A 13,687-nucleotide genomic window follows, 5' to 3' on the forward strand; every position below is an offset into this window, starting at 1 on the left:
AGCCCGCGGACCTCTTCGCGGCCCCCGGCGCATGCCCGCGCGACAAGTTGTCATGGACCCGCGACAAATTGTCGCGCGGCGACGTCCGACTGCGCACCGGCGGGTGCAGGGATAGAGTGCGGGCGTGGCTGCGCGCGAACCCGACCCATCCCCGCCCGGATCCGACCCGCCCCGGATCTGGACCATCGGCCATTCGACGCGCACCCAGGAGGAATTCCTGCAGCTGCTGCAGGCGCACGGCATCGAGGACCTGGCCGACGTGCGCCGCTATCCCGGCTCGCGCCGCTCGGCGCACTTCCACACCGATGCGATGCGGCAGTGGCTGCCCGCCGCGGGCATCCGCTACCACTGGCTCCCCGCCCTGGGCGGGCGCCGGCGGCCGCGGCCGGATTCGGTGAACACGGCGTGGCGCAGCGAGTCGTTCCGCGGCTATGCCGATTACACGGCGACGCCCGAATTCGCGGAGGGCATGGAGCAACTGCTCGCGATCGCCTTCGGCGCCCGCACGGCGATCATGTGCTCCGAGCTGCTCTGGTGGCGCTGCCACCGGGCGCTGGTCTCCGACGTGCTGCTCGCGAGCGGCATCGAGGTGCTGCACATCCTGGACGCGGGACCGCCGCAGCCACACCCCTTCACGCCGCCGGCGCGTGTCGTGGACGGGCGGCTCAGCTACGCCGCCGGACCCGAAGAAGGAGCGCGACGATGATCCACCAGCCCGTCTCCCCGCCCGCGCAAGCGGCCGGCGACCTCATCGACAAGGCCCTGCCCTTCCTGTCGGTGCTCACGATGGCGATGACGGTCCCGCAGGTCTGGACGATTTGGGTCGAGCACAACGTCGGCGGCGTCTCGGCACTGTCCTGGGGCGCCTACCTGCTCGCGTCCTGCGTGTGGCTGGTGCACGGGCTGCGCCGGCACGACCCGAAGATGTGGGTGGCGTGCATCGGCTGGGTGGCGCTGGATGCGGCGGTGGTGGCGGGCGTGCTGGTGTATCGGTGAGGGGTCAGCGCTCGCTGCCTGGGTCGTTCTTCGAACGGCTGCTTTCGCTGGAGACGCCGCCGCCGCCCTGGGCGCGTGCGTCGCGGAGGTCGGGGCCCTTCGGGCCGTCGTCGGGGACCGCGCGGCCGTCGCCTTCGGTGCTGTTGCCCGCCTGCGCGCCGCTGTTGGCGGCGCCGCGGCTGCCGCGCGCACCGGCGTTGCCGGGGCTCTTGCTGTCGGGGAGGGTCGCGTCGTCTTCGCGTCCTGCTTCTGCCATGGTGGACTCCTGAAAAGAAGAATGCCTGGCGGCTCGCGCCGACCAGGCATTCGGGTGGGGCGTGGCGCCTTATTTGCTGCTGCTCTTGGAGGAGCGGCTGCTGCTGGAGCTGCTGCGGCTGCCCGAACGGCTGCCGCCGCGGGCGCTGGCGCGCTCGCTCTGGGCCTTGCTGTTCTGGGTGCTGGCCTTGCCGCCCTTGCTCGCGGCCTGGGCGCGGCTCGAGCGGCCCGACGACGGCGAGGATTTGGAGGAAGAGGAAGAACTGCGAGATGCCATAGCTTGCTCCTTGGGTCGGTGGTTGGACGGCCGCCAGGCAAACACGCCTGCAGCCACGTGGTCAATCTAGGCAGGCCCTTCGCGGCGACTGTCGGTTTGCACAGCCCGTCCGCGTAGGAATCGCCCTGCCCTGTGACGCACCTGATGACGATGGCGCCGACCGTGCCGCCACCGGATTCCGCACTCGCGGGTTGATCCCGTCAAGTGCGGCACTGTAAGGAGCGCACGGAAGGAAGTTGTCGGAGAAGCGGCGCGCCGGGTGTAGGACGGCGCCGTTTCATCGCCAGGCCGCGCGGGCCCGCGCGCGCACCTGGATCACGGGCGCCTGCGGCTGCGCGCCGGGACCGGGGCGCAGCGGGATCGCCTCCGGCCAGGCGACCTGCTCGAACTGCGCCAGCATCGCCTCCGAAATGAAGCGCGTGCGGCCGGCGTACACGTGGCGGTCCCCGCCGCCCGCCTGCTGCGAGACGTAGAAGCGCTGGGGCACGAGCAGGTGCAGGTGCTCCTTCGCGCGCGTCATCGCCACATAGAGCAGGCGCCGCTCCTCTTCCAGCTCCTCGGTGGTGCCCGTGGCCATGTCGCTGGGGATGCAGCCGTCCACCACGTTGAGCACGTGCACGGCCTGCCATTCCTGGCCCTTGGCGCTGTGGATGGTGGACAGGATCAGGTAGTCCTCGTCGCGCAGCGGCGGCCCGCTCTGGTCGCTGGTCACCTCGGGCGGGTCCAGCGTGAGTTCCGTCAGGAAGCGTTCGCGGCTGGCGTAGCCGGCGGCCAGGCGCACCAGCTGCTCGAGGTCCAGGCGACGCACCTGCGCGTCGTCGTGCATGCGTTCCAGCTGCGGCAGGTACCAGGCCTTGGCCAGCTCGATGTCGGCCGGCCAGGCGAGCCCCGGTGCGTTCAGCTGCGCCAGCAGCGCGGCGAGCTGCGTCCACTCCTCCTTCGCGGCGGCGGGCGGCTCGAAGGCCTGCAGCGCCCCGTGCGGGTCGCCGGCCTCGCCCATCGCGTCCAGCAGGCGCGTCGCCGTCGCGGCGCCCACGCCGGGCACCAGCTGGGCGACGCGGAAGCCCGCCATGCGCCCGCGCGGGTTCTGCGCGAAGCGCAGCACCGCCAGCAGGTCCTTGATGTGCGCGGCCTCCAGGAATTTCAGGCCGCCGAACTTGACGAAGGGGATGTTGCGCCGCGCGAGCTCCAGCTCGAGCGCGGCGCTGTGGTGGCTGGCGCGGAACAGCACGGCCTGCGACTTGAGCGTGCTGCCTGCCTCGCGCTGGCGCAGCACCTGGTCGGCCACCCACTGCGCCTGCTGCGCCTCGTCGGGCACCAGCACCAGCTGCGCGCGCCGGCTGGATGCCTTGTCGCTGAACAGGTCCTTCGCGTGGCGCTCGCGCGCCGCGGCGATCACCGCGTTGCTGGCGGCGAGGATGGGCTGCGTGCTGCGGTAGTTGCGCTCCAGCGTGACGATGCGCGCCTCCTGCGCGAACTGGCGCGGGAAGTCGAGGATGTTGCGCACCGTGGCGCCGCGGAAGGAATAGATGCTCTGCGCGTCGTCGCCCACCACGGTCACGCCCTGGCCCGTGGGCTTCAGCGCCAGCAGGATCTCCGCCTGCAGCCGGTTGGTGTCCTGGTATTCGTCGACCAGCACGTGGTCGAAGCGGGCGCCGACCTCCGCGGCGAGCGAGGGCTCGGCCATCATGTCGGCCCAGAAGCCGAGCAGGTCGTCGTAGTCCAGCACGTTCTGCTGCTGCTTCGCCTCCACGTAGGCGCCGAACAGCTTCTTCAGCTCGTCCTCCCACTGCGCGCACCAGGGGTAGACCGACTGCAGCACCAGCGGCAGCGGGTCGCGCGTGTTCAGCACGCGCGAGTAGATGCCCAGGCAGGTGCCCTTGAGCGGGAAGCGCTTCTTCGTGTCCGAGAAGCCGATCTCGTGCCGCACGAGGCCCATCAGGTCCTCGGCGTCGCCACGGTCGTGGATGGTGAAGTTCTCGTCCAGGCCGATGCGCGGCGCGTATTCGCGCAGCAGCCGCGCGCCGATCGCGTGGAAGGTGCCGCTCCAGGGCAGGCCCGGCAGCGCCTGCGTGCCGGCGCGTCCCAGCGCCTGCTGCAGCACGCCGCCCACGCGCCGCTCCATCTCCTGCGCCGCGCGCCGGCTGAAGGTCAGCAGCAGCAGCCGCTGCGGGTCGGCGCCGTGGCGCACGAGGTTGGCGACGCGGTGCGCCAGCGTGTTGGTCTTGCCCGAGCCGGCGCCCGCGATCACGAGCAGCGGCCGCGTGTCGCCGGCCTCGTCCCCGATGCCGTGGGCCGCCGCGGCGCGCTGCTGCGGATTGAGCGATTCGAGCGGGTCGGGGTACTGCATGCCGCTGTATATTAATCCAGTGATGGACAACGTCCTCGTCGGCACCGCCTCCTGGACCGACAAGACCCTGGTGGCCTGCGGCCGCTTCTACCCGCCCTCGTGCAGGACGGCGGAAGAGCGCCTGCGCTTCTACGCGCGGCAGTTCCCGCTGGTGGAGGTGGACTCCAGCTACTACGGCATGCCGACGCCGCAGAACGCGGCGCTGTGGGTCGACCGCACGCCGGCGGGCTTCACCTTCAACATCAAGGCCTTCCGCCTCTTCACCGGCCACCAGACCCCGGTCACGGCGCTGCACCGCGACGTGCAGAAGGCGCTGGGGACGGACGTGCCGCGCACGCTGTACTACGAAGGCCTGCCGGCGGAAATCCGCGACGAGCTCTGGCGGCGCTTCCGCGAAGCGCTGGCGCCGCTGCAGGGGGCCGGCAAGCTGGGCGCGGTGCACTTCCAGTTCGCGCCCTGGCTGCTGCGCAATCGCGCGAGCATCGCGCACGTGGAACACTGCGTCGAGCGCATGCAGGGCTTCCTGCTCGCCGCCGAGTTCCGCCATGCCACCTGGTTCTTCGGCGAGCACCTCGAACGGACGCTCGCATGGGAGCGCGCGCTCGGCCTCGTCCACACCGTCGTCGATTCGCCGCAGGGCTTCGCCAACTGCGTGCCCTGCGTCTGGGACGTGACGAATCCGCGCCTGGCCATCCTGCGGCTGCACGGGCGCAACAAGGAGACCTGGAACAAGAAGGGCCTGGCCGCGTCGTCGGCCCGCTTCGACTACCAATACAGCGCGGACGAACTCGCGGCCATGGTGCCGGAGATCGAACACCTGGCCGCGCAGGCGCAGCGGGTGCACGTGGTCTTCAACACCAACAACGAGGACCAGGGCCAGGTCGGCGCGCGCATGCTGCGCCAGCTGCTGCGGGTCAACGCCCGGTAAAGCGCGGACCCGCGCACGGATGAGGCAGCGCGAGCCGCTAGACTGCGCGCTGAAGCATCCTGGAGTACCCGATGAAGCCGAGTTTCCGCCTCCTCCTGCTGGCCGCCGGCCTCGCTGCCGCCGCGGGCGCGGCACAGGCGCAGCTCAAGCCGCCCTCCGGCCGCGCGCCGATCAGCGCCGCGCCTTCGCCCCTGGAAGGCGCGATTCCCAACCCGGAATACGAGAAGGCCGGCCAGATGTCCGCGCACGCGTGGCTGCTGCTGCTCGATCGCAAGGACTGGGGCACGGCCTGGGACACGTCCAGCCAGGTGTTCCGGCAGGCCGTGCCGCTGGCGACCTGGATGGACAACATCCCCAAGCTGCGCGATCCCTTCGGCGCCCTGGTCGAACGGCAGCCGGCCGAGGCCGTGTACAAGAAGACGCTCGCCGGCCGCCCGGACGGCGACTACGTGAGCGTCGTCTTCGTCAGCAAGTTCGCCAAGAAGGACCAGGTGGTGGAGACGGTCACCACCGTGCGCGAGCCGGACGGCCGCTGGCGCGTCACGGGCTACACCGCGCGCTGACCGCGCAGGGCGGCGCTCGGCAGCGCCTTGCCCGCCTTGGTGAGGTGGAAGCGCAGGGTCGGCAGCTGGCGCTCGATCCAGGCCTTCAGCACCGGGTCCTCGGCGTGCGCCGCCACCTTCTCGTAGTTGGCGACGTCCGCCTGGCAGGAGCGCTGCACCACCTCGTCGACGTAGAGCCGGTCGAACTTCGCGCCGTCCAGGCGCGCGAGCCGCTTGAGCGTCTTGACGTGCACGTTGGTGGTCATGGGGAGGGCCATGCCGCGTGCGTGCAGCAGCCGCACCAGCTCCGGCTGAACCGTCTGCTGGCGCGCCAGCAAGGTGTTGGCCAGGTCCTTGACCGCCGGGTTGTTGGAGCGCGCCAGCGCCAGGCGTGAAGCCTCGGACTGGAAGCGCAGGTTGGCCGCCGTGATCTGCAGGAAGCGCCGCTCCAGCCGCTGCACGGGCGGCAGCGGTTTCGCCTCGGCCGCGGCCGCAGCCGCATAGATCCCGGGCCGCGGCGTCCCGGCCAGGCAGGCGCCGGCCGCCAGCGAGGCGGCGACGCAGACGGCGAGCGTGAGCGTGCGCATGATGTCCTCCTCTCCCCGGCGTGCGCGCGGCGCGGGCGCTACTTGCCGGCGGCCTGCGGCAGCTTCCTCGCCGCCGCCAGGTGGTCCTGCAGCACCGGCAGGGTCTTGTCGACGAACGCCTTCAGGTCCGGATCCTTCACGTGCTTGCGGGCGTCCTGGAACAGCTTGATGTCCTTCTCGTGGGCCTCGATGCCGACTTCGCGCACGAAGGCGCGGTCGAAATCGTCGCCGGATTTCTTGCCCAGCTTGTCGATCTCGCGGCGCAGCGAGCGCTTGGGCGCGGCGGGCAGTTCCACCTTCTTCGCGGTCGCGATGCGCACCAGTTCGTCGTTGGCGGCCTTGTGCTGGTCCACCAGCATGCTCGCGAAGTTCCGGACGTTCAGGTCGTTCGCCTTGCTCACGGCGAGCTGCGCCACGTGCACTTCGAACATGCCGCTGCCGGCGGCCGCGTCGATGAACTTGCGGTCCGCGCGGGCCAGGCGCACCGCCTTGCCCGCCGGTGCGGCCGCGGCCAGCGCCGCCGCCGCCGCCGGGTTGGCGGCGCCCTGCGCCCGCGCCTGCGCAGCGCCGAGGCCCAGGGCCAGAGCGACCAGCGACGCCAGCATCGCGGAACGTGGATTCATGGAATCTCCCCCGTGCGGGAAGCGGCGGCGCCGCGTGCAGCGCCGCCGCCTTCGTGCATCGCCTACTTGCGGCTGCTGCCGGAGCTGCCGCTGCCCGAGGTGGAGCCGGTGCTGCCGCTGCTGCCGGAGCTGCTCGAGCCGCTGCTGCCGCTGCCGGAACCCACGTTGCCCGGGTTGGCGTTGCCGCCGCTCATGCTCGTGCCGGCACTGCCCATGCCGCTGGAGCCCGAGAGGCTGCTGGAGCCGCTCTGGCCGGTGGAGCCGTAGCCGCCCGAACTGCCGGAGGACGATCCCGATCCGCCGGTGCCGGCCACGGTGTTCTGGCCCTGGCCGCCGCTGCGGCTGTTGCGCCAGTTCGTGAATTCATCGCTGAATTTCTTGTAGCGCTCCTGCCGCCAGGACTGGTAGTCGTTGTCCAGGTTGCGGATCTGTTCCTCGCGCCACTGGTGGTACTCGGGGTCGTTGTGGCCCTGGTTGCCGTAGCCCTGCCCCGAGCCCTGCCCGTAGCCGCCGCTGCCGCCCCAGCTGCCACCCTGGCTCTGGCTGCCGCCATAGCCGGTCTGGCCGTAGCTGCCCATGCCGCCGCCGCCGAAGTGGCCCTGGCTGCTGCCGTAGCCGCCGCCCTGGCCGCCGCCATAGCCCTGCCCGCCGGAGCCGTAGCCCTGGCTGCCGTAGCCCTGGTTGCCGCCGTAGCCGTAGCCTTGGCCGCCGTAGCTCTGCCCGCCGCCGTAGCTGCCCTGGCCCATGCTGCCCATGCCGCCGCCGCGGCTGCCGTAGCTGCCCTGGTTGTAGGTGTCGCCCTGGCCGCCGTAGCCCGGCTGGTTGTGGCCCTGGCCACCCTGCCAGCCCTGCGTGCTGCCGTAGCCGCCGCCGCTCTGGCCGTAGCCGCTGCTGCCGCCATAGCCGCCGCCCGCCTGGCCGTAGGTGCCGCCACCCATCTGGCCATAGCTGCTGTTGCTCATGCCGCCGCCCATCTGGCCATAGCTGCTGCCACCCATGCCGCTGCCCTGGCCGTAGCTGCCATGCATGCCGCCGCCCTGGCCGCCACCCCAGCTGCCTTGCTGGCCGCCGTAGCGTGCCCAGTCCGTCTGACCCGCCTGCCCGCCCCAGCTGCCCTGGCCGCCGTAGCCCTGGCCGTACGACTGGCCGCCGCCCTGGCCGTAGCCCTGGCCGCCACCGCCGTAACCTTGGCCGCCATAGCCGCCGCCCTGGCCATAGGTGCCGCCGGCGCCGCCGAATCCGGACGACTGCATGCCGGCCGCGTTGCGTCCGCCGCCGAACTCGCCGCCGTATTCGCCGCGGCCCCAGCTGCCCTGGCCACCCTGGCCGCCGTATTCCTGCCCGCCGCGGCCGTAGCCGTGGCCTTCGCCGCCGTAGCCACCGTAGCCGGACGACTGCTGCGAGCCGAACTCCGTGCCGGAACGCCCGTAGCCGCCCTGCGTGCCCTGCGGCCCGTGCGAGCCGCCGGCCTGCTGGCTGCCCCAGCTCCCGCGCGACTCGCCGCCGCCGTAACCCTGGCCGCGTTCCTGCTGCTGGTCGCTGCCGCTGCCCCAGCGGCTCTGCCGGTCGCGTTCCTCGTCGTCGCGAGAAGCCATGTTCATTCTCCTTTTCGAATGGGTGTGGGGTCGCTCAGCGTAGGTCTGCGCCGATGGCGGACCTGTCGGACAACTTCCGGTGGCATGTAGGACGCGGCGGTGACGTCTGCAACGAAAGGCAGCGAAGCTTCACAAGGGCTTTGCACGACGGTGCGCCGCGCTTGACATGGGCGCGGCAGGATGGGCCCACCGAGTCCACGAAGAAGGAGACCCCATGAGCAAGAAAACCTGGATCGCCGTGCTCGGCGGCGCGGCTGCCGCGCTGGCCCTGGCCCCCGCCGCGCATGCCGGCGCGTCCGTGCACCTGAACATCGGCGTGCCCCTCTACGGCGGCGCCTACTACGCTCCGCCCGCGTACGTCGCACCGGCGCCCGTGTATTACGGTCCGCCCGCGTACGTCGTCCCGCGGACCTACTACCACGTCGGTGGCCACCGCTACTACGGCCATCGCTCCTTCCGCCACGACCGCGACCGCGACGGCATCCCGAACCGCTGGGACCGCGACCGCGACGGGGATGGCGTGCCGAACCGGTGGGATCGCCGGCCGGGGAATGCGCACCGGCGCTGAGTCAGTGGGCGTGGGCTAGCGCGCTGACGGCGGAGACGAGGGCGATGCCGACCAGCAGCCAGGCGATCTGGGCGAGCGTCTCGCGCGCGCCCAGTCGCTTCTGCAGCTGCGGGATGAGGTCGGCCAGCGCCACGTAGATGAAGCTGCTGCTGGTCACCACCAGGAAGAACGGCAGGTAGGCGCGCAGCCAGTCGACGAGCCACCAGCCCAGGAGGCCGCCCAGCGGCGTCACGGCGCCGGCGAGCGACACCTTCACCAGCGCGGCGCGCCGGCTGCCGCTGGTCTGGCGCAGCACCGCGAGGTCGCCGATGTGGTGCGGCACTTCGTGCGCCAGCACCGCGAGCGCCGCGACCACGCCCAGGCGCGGACTCGCCGCGAAGGCCGAGGCGATCAGGATGCCGTCGCCGAAGCAGTGCACGCTGTCGCCGGTGAGCACGGCCCAGCCGCCGGAGCGCAGGCGCGGCTCCTCGTGCGCATGATGGCCGTGGTGGTGGTGCGCGTGGTCGTGCCCGCCTTCCCCGCCGTGATGGTGCTCGTGCCCGTGGTGCCAGAGCTCCGCCTTGTCCAGCAGGAAGAAGAACACCAGGCCCACCAGCAGCGTCGCGAACAGGCGCTCCGCGCTGTTGCCGCTTTCCAGCGCCTCGGGCAGCAGGTGCATGAAGGCCGTCGCGAGCAGTGCGCCCGCCGCCAGGCTCAGGAGATGCTGCTCGCCGAGGCCGCGGGCAGCCGCGCCCGTGCCCGCATCCTGCCAGCCCACGCGCATGAGGGCCGCGGCGACCCAGACGCTGCCGATGCCGGCAACGAGCGTGGCGAGGAGGATGGAGATCAGGTTCACGGACCGAAAGCCGCGGCGCGCGCGGCTCCTTGCATTGTTGTTGTGGTGCGGGTGTCAGGCCACGCCGTTCGCGCGCAGCCAGGCGAGCGCACGGTTCCATCCGTCCTGCGCCGGGCCCGCGCGGTAGCTGGCCCGGTAGTCGGCGTGGAAGGCGTGCGGCGCGTCGGGATACACGACGAACTGCGATGCCTTGGCGGCAGGGGAACCGGTCGCCAGGGCCGATTTCATCTTATCAACCGTGTCAAGCGGGATGCCGGTGTCGGCGGCGCCATAGAGCCCCAGCACCGGCGCGCGCAGCTGGCCCGCCAGCTCGATCGGATGGTGGGGCGTGAGCGCGCTCGTGTTGCCCACCAGCCGCCCGTACCAGGCGATGCCGGCCTTCACGGGCGCGTGCGCCGCGTACAGCCAGGTGATGCGCCCGCCCCAGCAGAAGCCGGTGATGGCCGCGCGCCGCGCGTCGCCGCCGTGGGCGGCCGCCCACTTCAGCGCGCCGTCCAGGTCGGCCATCACCTGCGCGTCGGGCACCTTGGACACGACCTCCGCCTGCAGCTTCGCGATCTCGCCGTAGCTGCCCGGGTCGCCCTGGCGCGCGAACAGTTCGGGCGCGATCGCCAGGTAGCCCGCGCGGGCGAAGCGGCGCGCCACGTCCGCGATGTATTCGTGCACGCCGAAGATCTCGTGCACGACCAGCACCACGGGCAGGTTGCTGCCCCCGGCCGGCGCGGCGCGGTAGGCGGGCACCTGGAAGCCGTTCACCTCGTACGTGATCTCGCCGACGGTGAGACCGTCCGAAGGCGTGCGGATGGCCGTCTGCGCCATCAGCGGGCCGGCCGCGGCGGCGTAGCCGGCGCCGAGCGCCGCCTTGAGGGCCGAGCGGCGGGTGAACTCGTTCTGCAGCATGGGTTCCGTCCTCGTGGTGTGGTGGTGGAAAACGCCGCAGTCTAGGGGCGCGCGGGCCGGCTGGCGCAGACTACGGGTTTTTCAGCCAAGGAGGATTCCATGCCCACCATCCGCGTCGACCTGTTCGAAGGCCGCACCCCCGAGCAGAAGCGCAACTTCGTCAAGGCCCTCACGCAGGCCTGCGTCGACACCCTGGGCAGCAAGCCCGAATCCGTGGACGTGCTGCTGTTCGACGTGAAGCCGAGCGACTGGGCGACGGGCGGGGTGTTGTGGTCGGAGAAGGAGAAGAAGTAGCTGGGGTTCGCTGCGCTCACCGCCAGCCTACGAAGTCCGTAGGCTGGCGGTGAGGCGAAGCCGAACCCCAGCAGGTCAATGCGCCTCTTCCCAGTTCGTCCCCACCCCGATCTCCGCCAGCAGCGGCACGCGCAGTTCCGCCACGCTGGCCATCAGGCGGGGGATTTCGGCCTTCAGCCAGTCGACCTCGTCTTCCGGCACCTCGAACACCAGTTCGTCGTGCACCTGCATGACCATCTTCGTGCGGCGCTGCTCGCGGTCGAGCGTCTCCTGCACCTTGACCATCGACAGCTTGATCAGGTCGGCCGCCGTGCCCTGCATCGGCGCGTTGATCGCCTGCCGCTCCGCGCTGCCGCGGCGCGGCCCGTTCGGTGAGTTGATCTCCGGCAGGTACAGGCGCCGGCCGAACACCGTCTCGACGTAGCCGCGGCTCTTGGCCGCGAGCTTCGTCTCGTCCATGTACTGCTTCACGCCGGGGTAGCGCTGGAAGTAGCGCTCGATGTAGTTCTTCGCCGCCGCGTTCTCGATGCCCAGGTTGCGCGCCAGCCCGAAGCTGCTCATGCCGTAGATCAGGCCGAAGTTGATCACCTTCGCGTAGCGCCGCTGCTCGCTCGACACCTGGTCCAGCGGCACGCCGAACACCTCCGAGGCCGTGGCGCGGTGCACGTCCATGTTCTCTCGGAAGGCGCGCAGCAGCGCCTCGTCCTCGCTGATGTGCGCCATGATGCGCAGCTCGATCTGGCTGTAGTCGGCGCTCGCGATGCGGCAGCCCGGCGGCGCGATGAAGGCCTCGCGGATGCGCCGGCCTTCGGCCGTGCGGATCGGGATGTTCTGCAGGTTGGGGTCGTTGCTGGACAGGCGCCCGGTCACCGCCACCGCCTGCGCGTAGTGCGTGTGCACGCGGCCCGTGCGCGGGTGCGTCATCTGCGGCAGCTTGTCGGTGTACGTGCCTTTCAGCTTGGACAGCCCCCGGTGCTCCAGGATCCTGGCCGGCAGCGGGTAGTCCTCGGCCAGCTTCTCCAGCACTTCCTCGTCGGTGCTGGGCGCCCCGCTCGCCGTCTTCTTGATCACGGGCAGCTGCTGCTTCGTGAACAGGATCTCGCAGATCTGCTTGGGGCTTCCGAGGTTGAACGGCTGGCCGGCGAGCTCGTGCGCCTCGCGTTCCAGCTGCATGATGCGCTGGCCCAGCTCGTTGCTCTGCTGCGCGAGCGCCTGCGCGTCGATCAGCACGCCGTTGCGCTCCACGCGGAACAGCACCTCGCTGCACTCGATCTCCAGCTCGTAGATGGAACGCAGCTTGCCGGCGTTCTCCAGCTTGGGCCAGAGGGCCAGGTGCACGTCCAGCGTCTGGTCGGAGTCCTCGCAGGAGTATTCCGCCGCCTTGTCGATCGGCACCTGGTTGAAGGTGATCTGGTGCGCCCCCTTGCCGGCGATGGTCTCGTAATCGATGCCGGTACGCCCCAGGTGGCGCTCGGCGAGGCTGGCCAGGCCGTGCGGCTTGTGCACTTCCAGCACGTAGCTTTCCAGCATGGTGTCGTGCAGGTAGCCGCGCACCTCGATGCCGTGGTTGGCGAACACGTGGCGGTCGTACTTGACGTGCTGGCCCAGCTTCTTCCTGGCGGGGTCCTCCAGCCAGGGCTTCAGGCGCGCCAGCACTTCCTCGCGCGGCAGCTGCTCGGGCGCGCCCTGGTAGTCGTGCGCCAGCGGGATGTAGCAGGCGAGCCCCGGCTCGGTGCTGAAGGACAGGCCGACGATGCACGCCTGCATCTCGTCGAGCGAATCGGTCTCGGTGTCCAGCGCGACGAGCGAGGCCGCCTGGATCCGCTCCAGCCAGGGCTGGAACTGCTCCCAGGTGAACACCGTGTCGTAGTGCAGCGTGGTCGCCTGCGACAGCCCGGAGAGGTCCGGCTCCTCGAACCGGCCGGCCGGCGCGCGCGCGCCCGGCCCCACGCGCTTCTTGCTGCGCTGTTCCTCGATCAGCTCCGGCGGCACGTCGTGCGTCTCGAGCTGCTTCACCAGCCCCTTGAAGCCGTAGCGGTCGTAGAAGACCTTCAGCCGGTCGACGTCCTGGCCGCCGATCACGATGTCCTGCAGGTCCGGGATGCCCGGGATGTGGTCCTTCAGGTCGCAGTCGGTGCGGATCGTCAGCAGCTCGCGCCCCTTGGGCAGCCACTCCAGCGCGCGCCGCAGGTTCTCGCCGACGGCGCCCTTCACCTCGTGGGCGCGCGCGATCAGGTTGTCCAGCGAACCGTATTCCTGCAGCAGCTTCACGGCCGTCTTGGGGCCCACCTTGTCCACGCCGGGCACGTTGTCCACGGCGTCGCCCACCAGCGCCTGGTAGTCGACCATCAGCCGCGGCGGCACGCCGAACTCGGCTTCCACGCCGGCGATGTCGCGGCGCCGGTCGTTCATCGTGTCGATGACCACCACGTGCTCGTTCACCAGCTGCGACAGGTCCTTGTCGCCGCTGGAGATGATGGTCTGCACGCCCTGCTGCGTCGCCAGGCAGGCCAGCGTGCCGATCACGTCGTCGGCTTCCACGCCGGGGACGTTGAGCACCTTCCATCCGAGCAGGCGCACCACCTCGTGGATGGGGTCGATCTGCGTGCGCAGGTCGGGCGGCATGGGCGAGCGGGTCGCCTTGTACTCGGGGTAGAGGTCGTCGCGGAAGGTCTTGCCGGGCGCGTCGAAGACGCAGGCGGCGTAGTCGGCGCGCACGTCGCGCCGCAGCTTCTGCATCATGTTGATCATGCCGCGGATCGCGCCGGTGGCCGCGCTCGTCGGGTCGCCCGGCACCGCCCGCAGGTCGGGCATGGCATGGAAGGCGCGGTACAGGTAGCTGGAGCCGTCGACCAGCAGCAGGACCTTGGGCTCGGGGGTGGGGACTTCGTCCGTCTCGCTCATGGGAAGCCATTGTGCCCGCCCGTACAATCCCGC

The 13,687-nt window shown here is 71.0% G+C and carries 15 protein-coding genes; 7 read left to right on the top strand and 8 right to left on the bottom strand.

Annotated elements, in window-relative coordinates:
* Window positions 1-124 precede the first annotated feature (124 nt).
* Together ACY0MJ_RS11240 and ACY0MJ_RS11245 are read left to right on the top strand one after the other, a co-directional pair.
* On the top strand, window positions 125-706 hold the full coding sequence (locus tag ACY0MJ_RS11240) for a DUF488 domain-containing protein (RefSeq protein WP_462638551.1): 582 nt from the start codon (window positions 125-127) through the stop codon (window positions 704-706).
* Window positions 703-996: a hypothetical protein gene (locus ACY0MJ_RS11245; RefSeq protein ID WP_462638552.1), complete on the top strand. Its 294-nt coding sequence runs from the start codon at window positions 703-705 to the stop codon at window positions 994-996. Before ACY0MJ_RS11240 ends, ACY0MJ_RS11245 begins: the two co-directional genes overlap by 4 nt.
* 4 nt (window positions 997-1,000) lie before the next feature.
* Here ACY0MJ_RS11245 and ACY0MJ_RS11250 read toward each other — a convergent pair whose 3' ends face one another.
* Window positions 1,001-1,252 (bottom strand): hypothetical protein, encoded by a 252-nt coding sequence (locus ACY0MJ_RS11250; RefSeq protein ID WP_462638553.1) that lies wholly within the window; start codon window positions 1,250-1,252, stop codon window positions 1,001-1,003.
* Between the two features lie 73 nt (window positions 1,253-1,325).
* Here ACY0MJ_RS11250 and ACY0MJ_RS11255 point away from each other — a divergent pair, with 73 nt between their 5' ends.
* On the top strand, window positions 1,326-1,598 hold the full coding sequence (locus tag ACY0MJ_RS11255; protein ID WP_462638554.1) for a hypothetical protein: 273 nt from the start codon (window positions 1,326-1,328) through the stop codon (window positions 1,596-1,598).
* A gap of 207 nt (window positions 1,599-1,805) precedes the next feature.
* Here the strand turns inward: ACY0MJ_RS11255 and ACY0MJ_RS11260 are convergent, their stop codons facing one another.
* Window positions 1,806-3,878 (bottom strand): ATP-dependent helicase, encoded by a 2,073-nt coding sequence (locus ACY0MJ_RS11260; RefSeq protein ID WP_462638555.1) that lies wholly within the window; start codon window positions 3,876-3,878, stop codon window positions 1,806-1,808.
* Between the two features lie 22 nt (window positions 3,879-3,900).
* Here ACY0MJ_RS11260 and ACY0MJ_RS11265 point away from each other — a divergent pair, with 22 nt between their 5' ends.
* Entirely contained in the window at window positions 3,901-4,806 is a 906-nt protein-coding gene (locus tag ACY0MJ_RS11265) for a DUF72 domain-containing protein (RefSeq protein ID WP_462638556.1), read from the top strand.
* Between the two features lie 71 nt (window positions 4,807-4,877).
* The gene (locus tag ACY0MJ_RS11270) at window positions 4,878-5,369 is read left to right on the top strand and encodes a DUF4019 domain-containing protein (RefSeq protein WP_462638557.1); all 492 of its coding nucleotides are present in this window, start codon (window positions 4,878-4,880) and stop codon (window positions 5,367-5,369) included.
* On the opposite strand, the gene ACY0MJ_RS11275 is transcribed toward ACY0MJ_RS11270, so the two are convergent.
* The 3 genes from ACY0MJ_RS11275 to ACY0MJ_RS11285 form a co-directional block, all read right to left on the bottom strand.
* A complete protein-coding gene (locus ACY0MJ_RS11275; protein WP_462638558.1) occupies window positions 5,354-5,935 on the bottom strand; it encodes a DUF4142 domain-containing protein in 582 nt (193 codons plus the stop codon). The two genes, ACY0MJ_RS11270 and ACY0MJ_RS11275, sit on opposite strands and share 16 nt — an antisense overlap.
* 38 nt (window positions 5,936-5,973) lie before the next feature.
* Window positions 5,974-6,558, bottom strand: coding sequence for a DUF4142 domain-containing protein (locus ACY0MJ_RS11280; protein ID WP_462638559.1), 585 nt, complete (start codon window positions 6,556-6,558; stop codon window positions 5,974-5,976).
* A 62-nt stretch (window positions 6,559-6,620) separates the two neighbouring features.
* Entirely contained in the window at window positions 6,621-8,153 is a 1,533-nt protein-coding gene (locus ACY0MJ_RS11285; protein ID WP_462638560.1) for a hypothetical protein, read from the bottom strand.
* A 214-nt stretch (window positions 8,154-8,367) separates the two neighbouring features.
* Here ACY0MJ_RS11285 and ACY0MJ_RS11290 point away from each other — a divergent pair, with 214 nt between their 5' ends.
* Window positions 8,368-8,721 (top strand): thrombospondin type 3 repeat-containing protein, encoded by a 354-nt coding sequence (locus tag ACY0MJ_RS11290; RefSeq protein ID WP_462638561.1) that lies wholly within the window; start codon window positions 8,368-8,370, stop codon window positions 8,719-8,721.
* A gap of 1 nt (window position 8,722) precedes the next feature.
* Here the strand turns inward: ACY0MJ_RS11290 and ACY0MJ_RS11295 are convergent, their stop codons facing one another.
* Window positions 8,723-9,556 carry a ZIP family metal transporter gene (locus tag ACY0MJ_RS11295; protein WP_462638562.1) on the bottom strand — a complete coding sequence of 278 codons (834 nt, stop codon included), beginning with the start codon at window positions 9,554-9,556 and terminating at the stop codon, window positions 8,723-8,725.
* Between the two features lie 54 nt (window positions 9,557-9,610).
* On the bottom strand, window positions 9,611-10,456 hold the full coding sequence (locus tag ACY0MJ_RS11300) for a dienelactone hydrolase family protein (protein WP_462638563.1): 846 nt from the start codon (window positions 10,454-10,456) through the stop codon (window positions 9,611-9,613).
* A gap of 60 nt (window positions 10,457-10,516) precedes the next feature.
* On the opposite strand from ACY0MJ_RS11300, the gene ACY0MJ_RS11305 reads away from it, so the two are divergent.
* Entirely contained in the window at window positions 10,517-10,750 is a 234-nt protein-coding gene (locus ACY0MJ_RS11305) for a 4-oxalocrotonate tautomerase (protein WP_462638818.1), read from the top strand.
* Window positions 10,751-10,825: 75 nt separating this feature from the next.
* On the opposite strand, the gene polA is transcribed toward ACY0MJ_RS11305, so the two are convergent.
* Complete coding sequence (polA, locus tag ACY0MJ_RS11310; protein WP_462638564.1) at window positions 10,826-13,654, bottom strand: DNA polymerase I; 2,829 nt, start codon at window positions 13,652-13,654, stop codon at window positions 10,826-10,828.
* Window positions 13,655-13,687: the final 33 nt, after the last annotated feature.

The sequence above is a fragment of the Ramlibacter sp. bp-362 genome (genome assembly GCF_054956735.1).

Excerpts from the sequence above, each read along its gene's own strand:
- ACY0MJ_RS11300 (WP_462638563.1), bottom strand. The coding sequence starts at position 10,456 with ATGCTGCAGAACGAGTTCACCCGCCGCTCGGCCCTCAAGGCGGCGCTC.
- ACY0MJ_RS11260 (WP_462638555.1), bottom strand. The coding sequence starts at position 3,878 with ATGCAGTACCCCGACCCGCTCGAATCGCTCAATCCGCAGCAGCGCGCC.
- ACY0MJ_RS11280 (WP_462638559.1), bottom strand. The coding sequence starts at position 6,558 with ATGAATCCACGTTCCGCGATGCTGGCGTCGCTGGTCGCTCTGGCCCTG.
- polA (WP_462638564.1), bottom strand. The coding sequence starts at position 13,654 with ATGAGCGAGACGGACGAAGTCCCCACCCCCGAGCCCAAGGTCCTGCTG.
- ACY0MJ_RS11265 (WP_462638556.1), top strand. The coding sequence starts at position 3,901 with ATGGACAACGTCCTCGTCGGCACCGCCTCCTGGACCGACAAGACCCTG.
- ACY0MJ_RS11270 (WP_462638557.1), top strand. The coding sequence starts at position 4,878 with ATGAAGCCGAGTTTCCGCCTCCTCCTGCTGGCCGCCGGCCTCGCTGCC.
- ACY0MJ_RS11250 (WP_462638553.1), bottom strand. The coding sequence starts at position 1,252 with ATGGCAGAAGCAGGACGCGAAGACGACGCGACCCTCCCCGACAGCAAG.
- ACY0MJ_RS11290 (WP_462638561.1), top strand. The coding sequence starts at position 8,368 with ATGAGCAAGAAAACCTGGATCGCCGTGCTCGGCGGCGCGGCTGCCGCG.
- ACY0MJ_RS11285 (WP_462638560.1), bottom strand. The coding sequence starts at position 8,153 with ATGGCTTCTCGCGACGACGAGGAACGCGACCGGCAGAGCCGCTGGGGC.
- ACY0MJ_RS11275 (WP_462638558.1), bottom strand. The coding sequence starts at position 5,935 with ATGCGCACGCTCACGCTCGCCGTCTGCGTCGCCGCCTCGCTGGCGGCC.
- ACY0MJ_RS11245 (WP_462638552.1), top strand. The coding sequence starts at position 703 with ATGATCCACCAGCCCGTCTCCCCGCCCGCGCAAGCGGCCGGCGACCTC.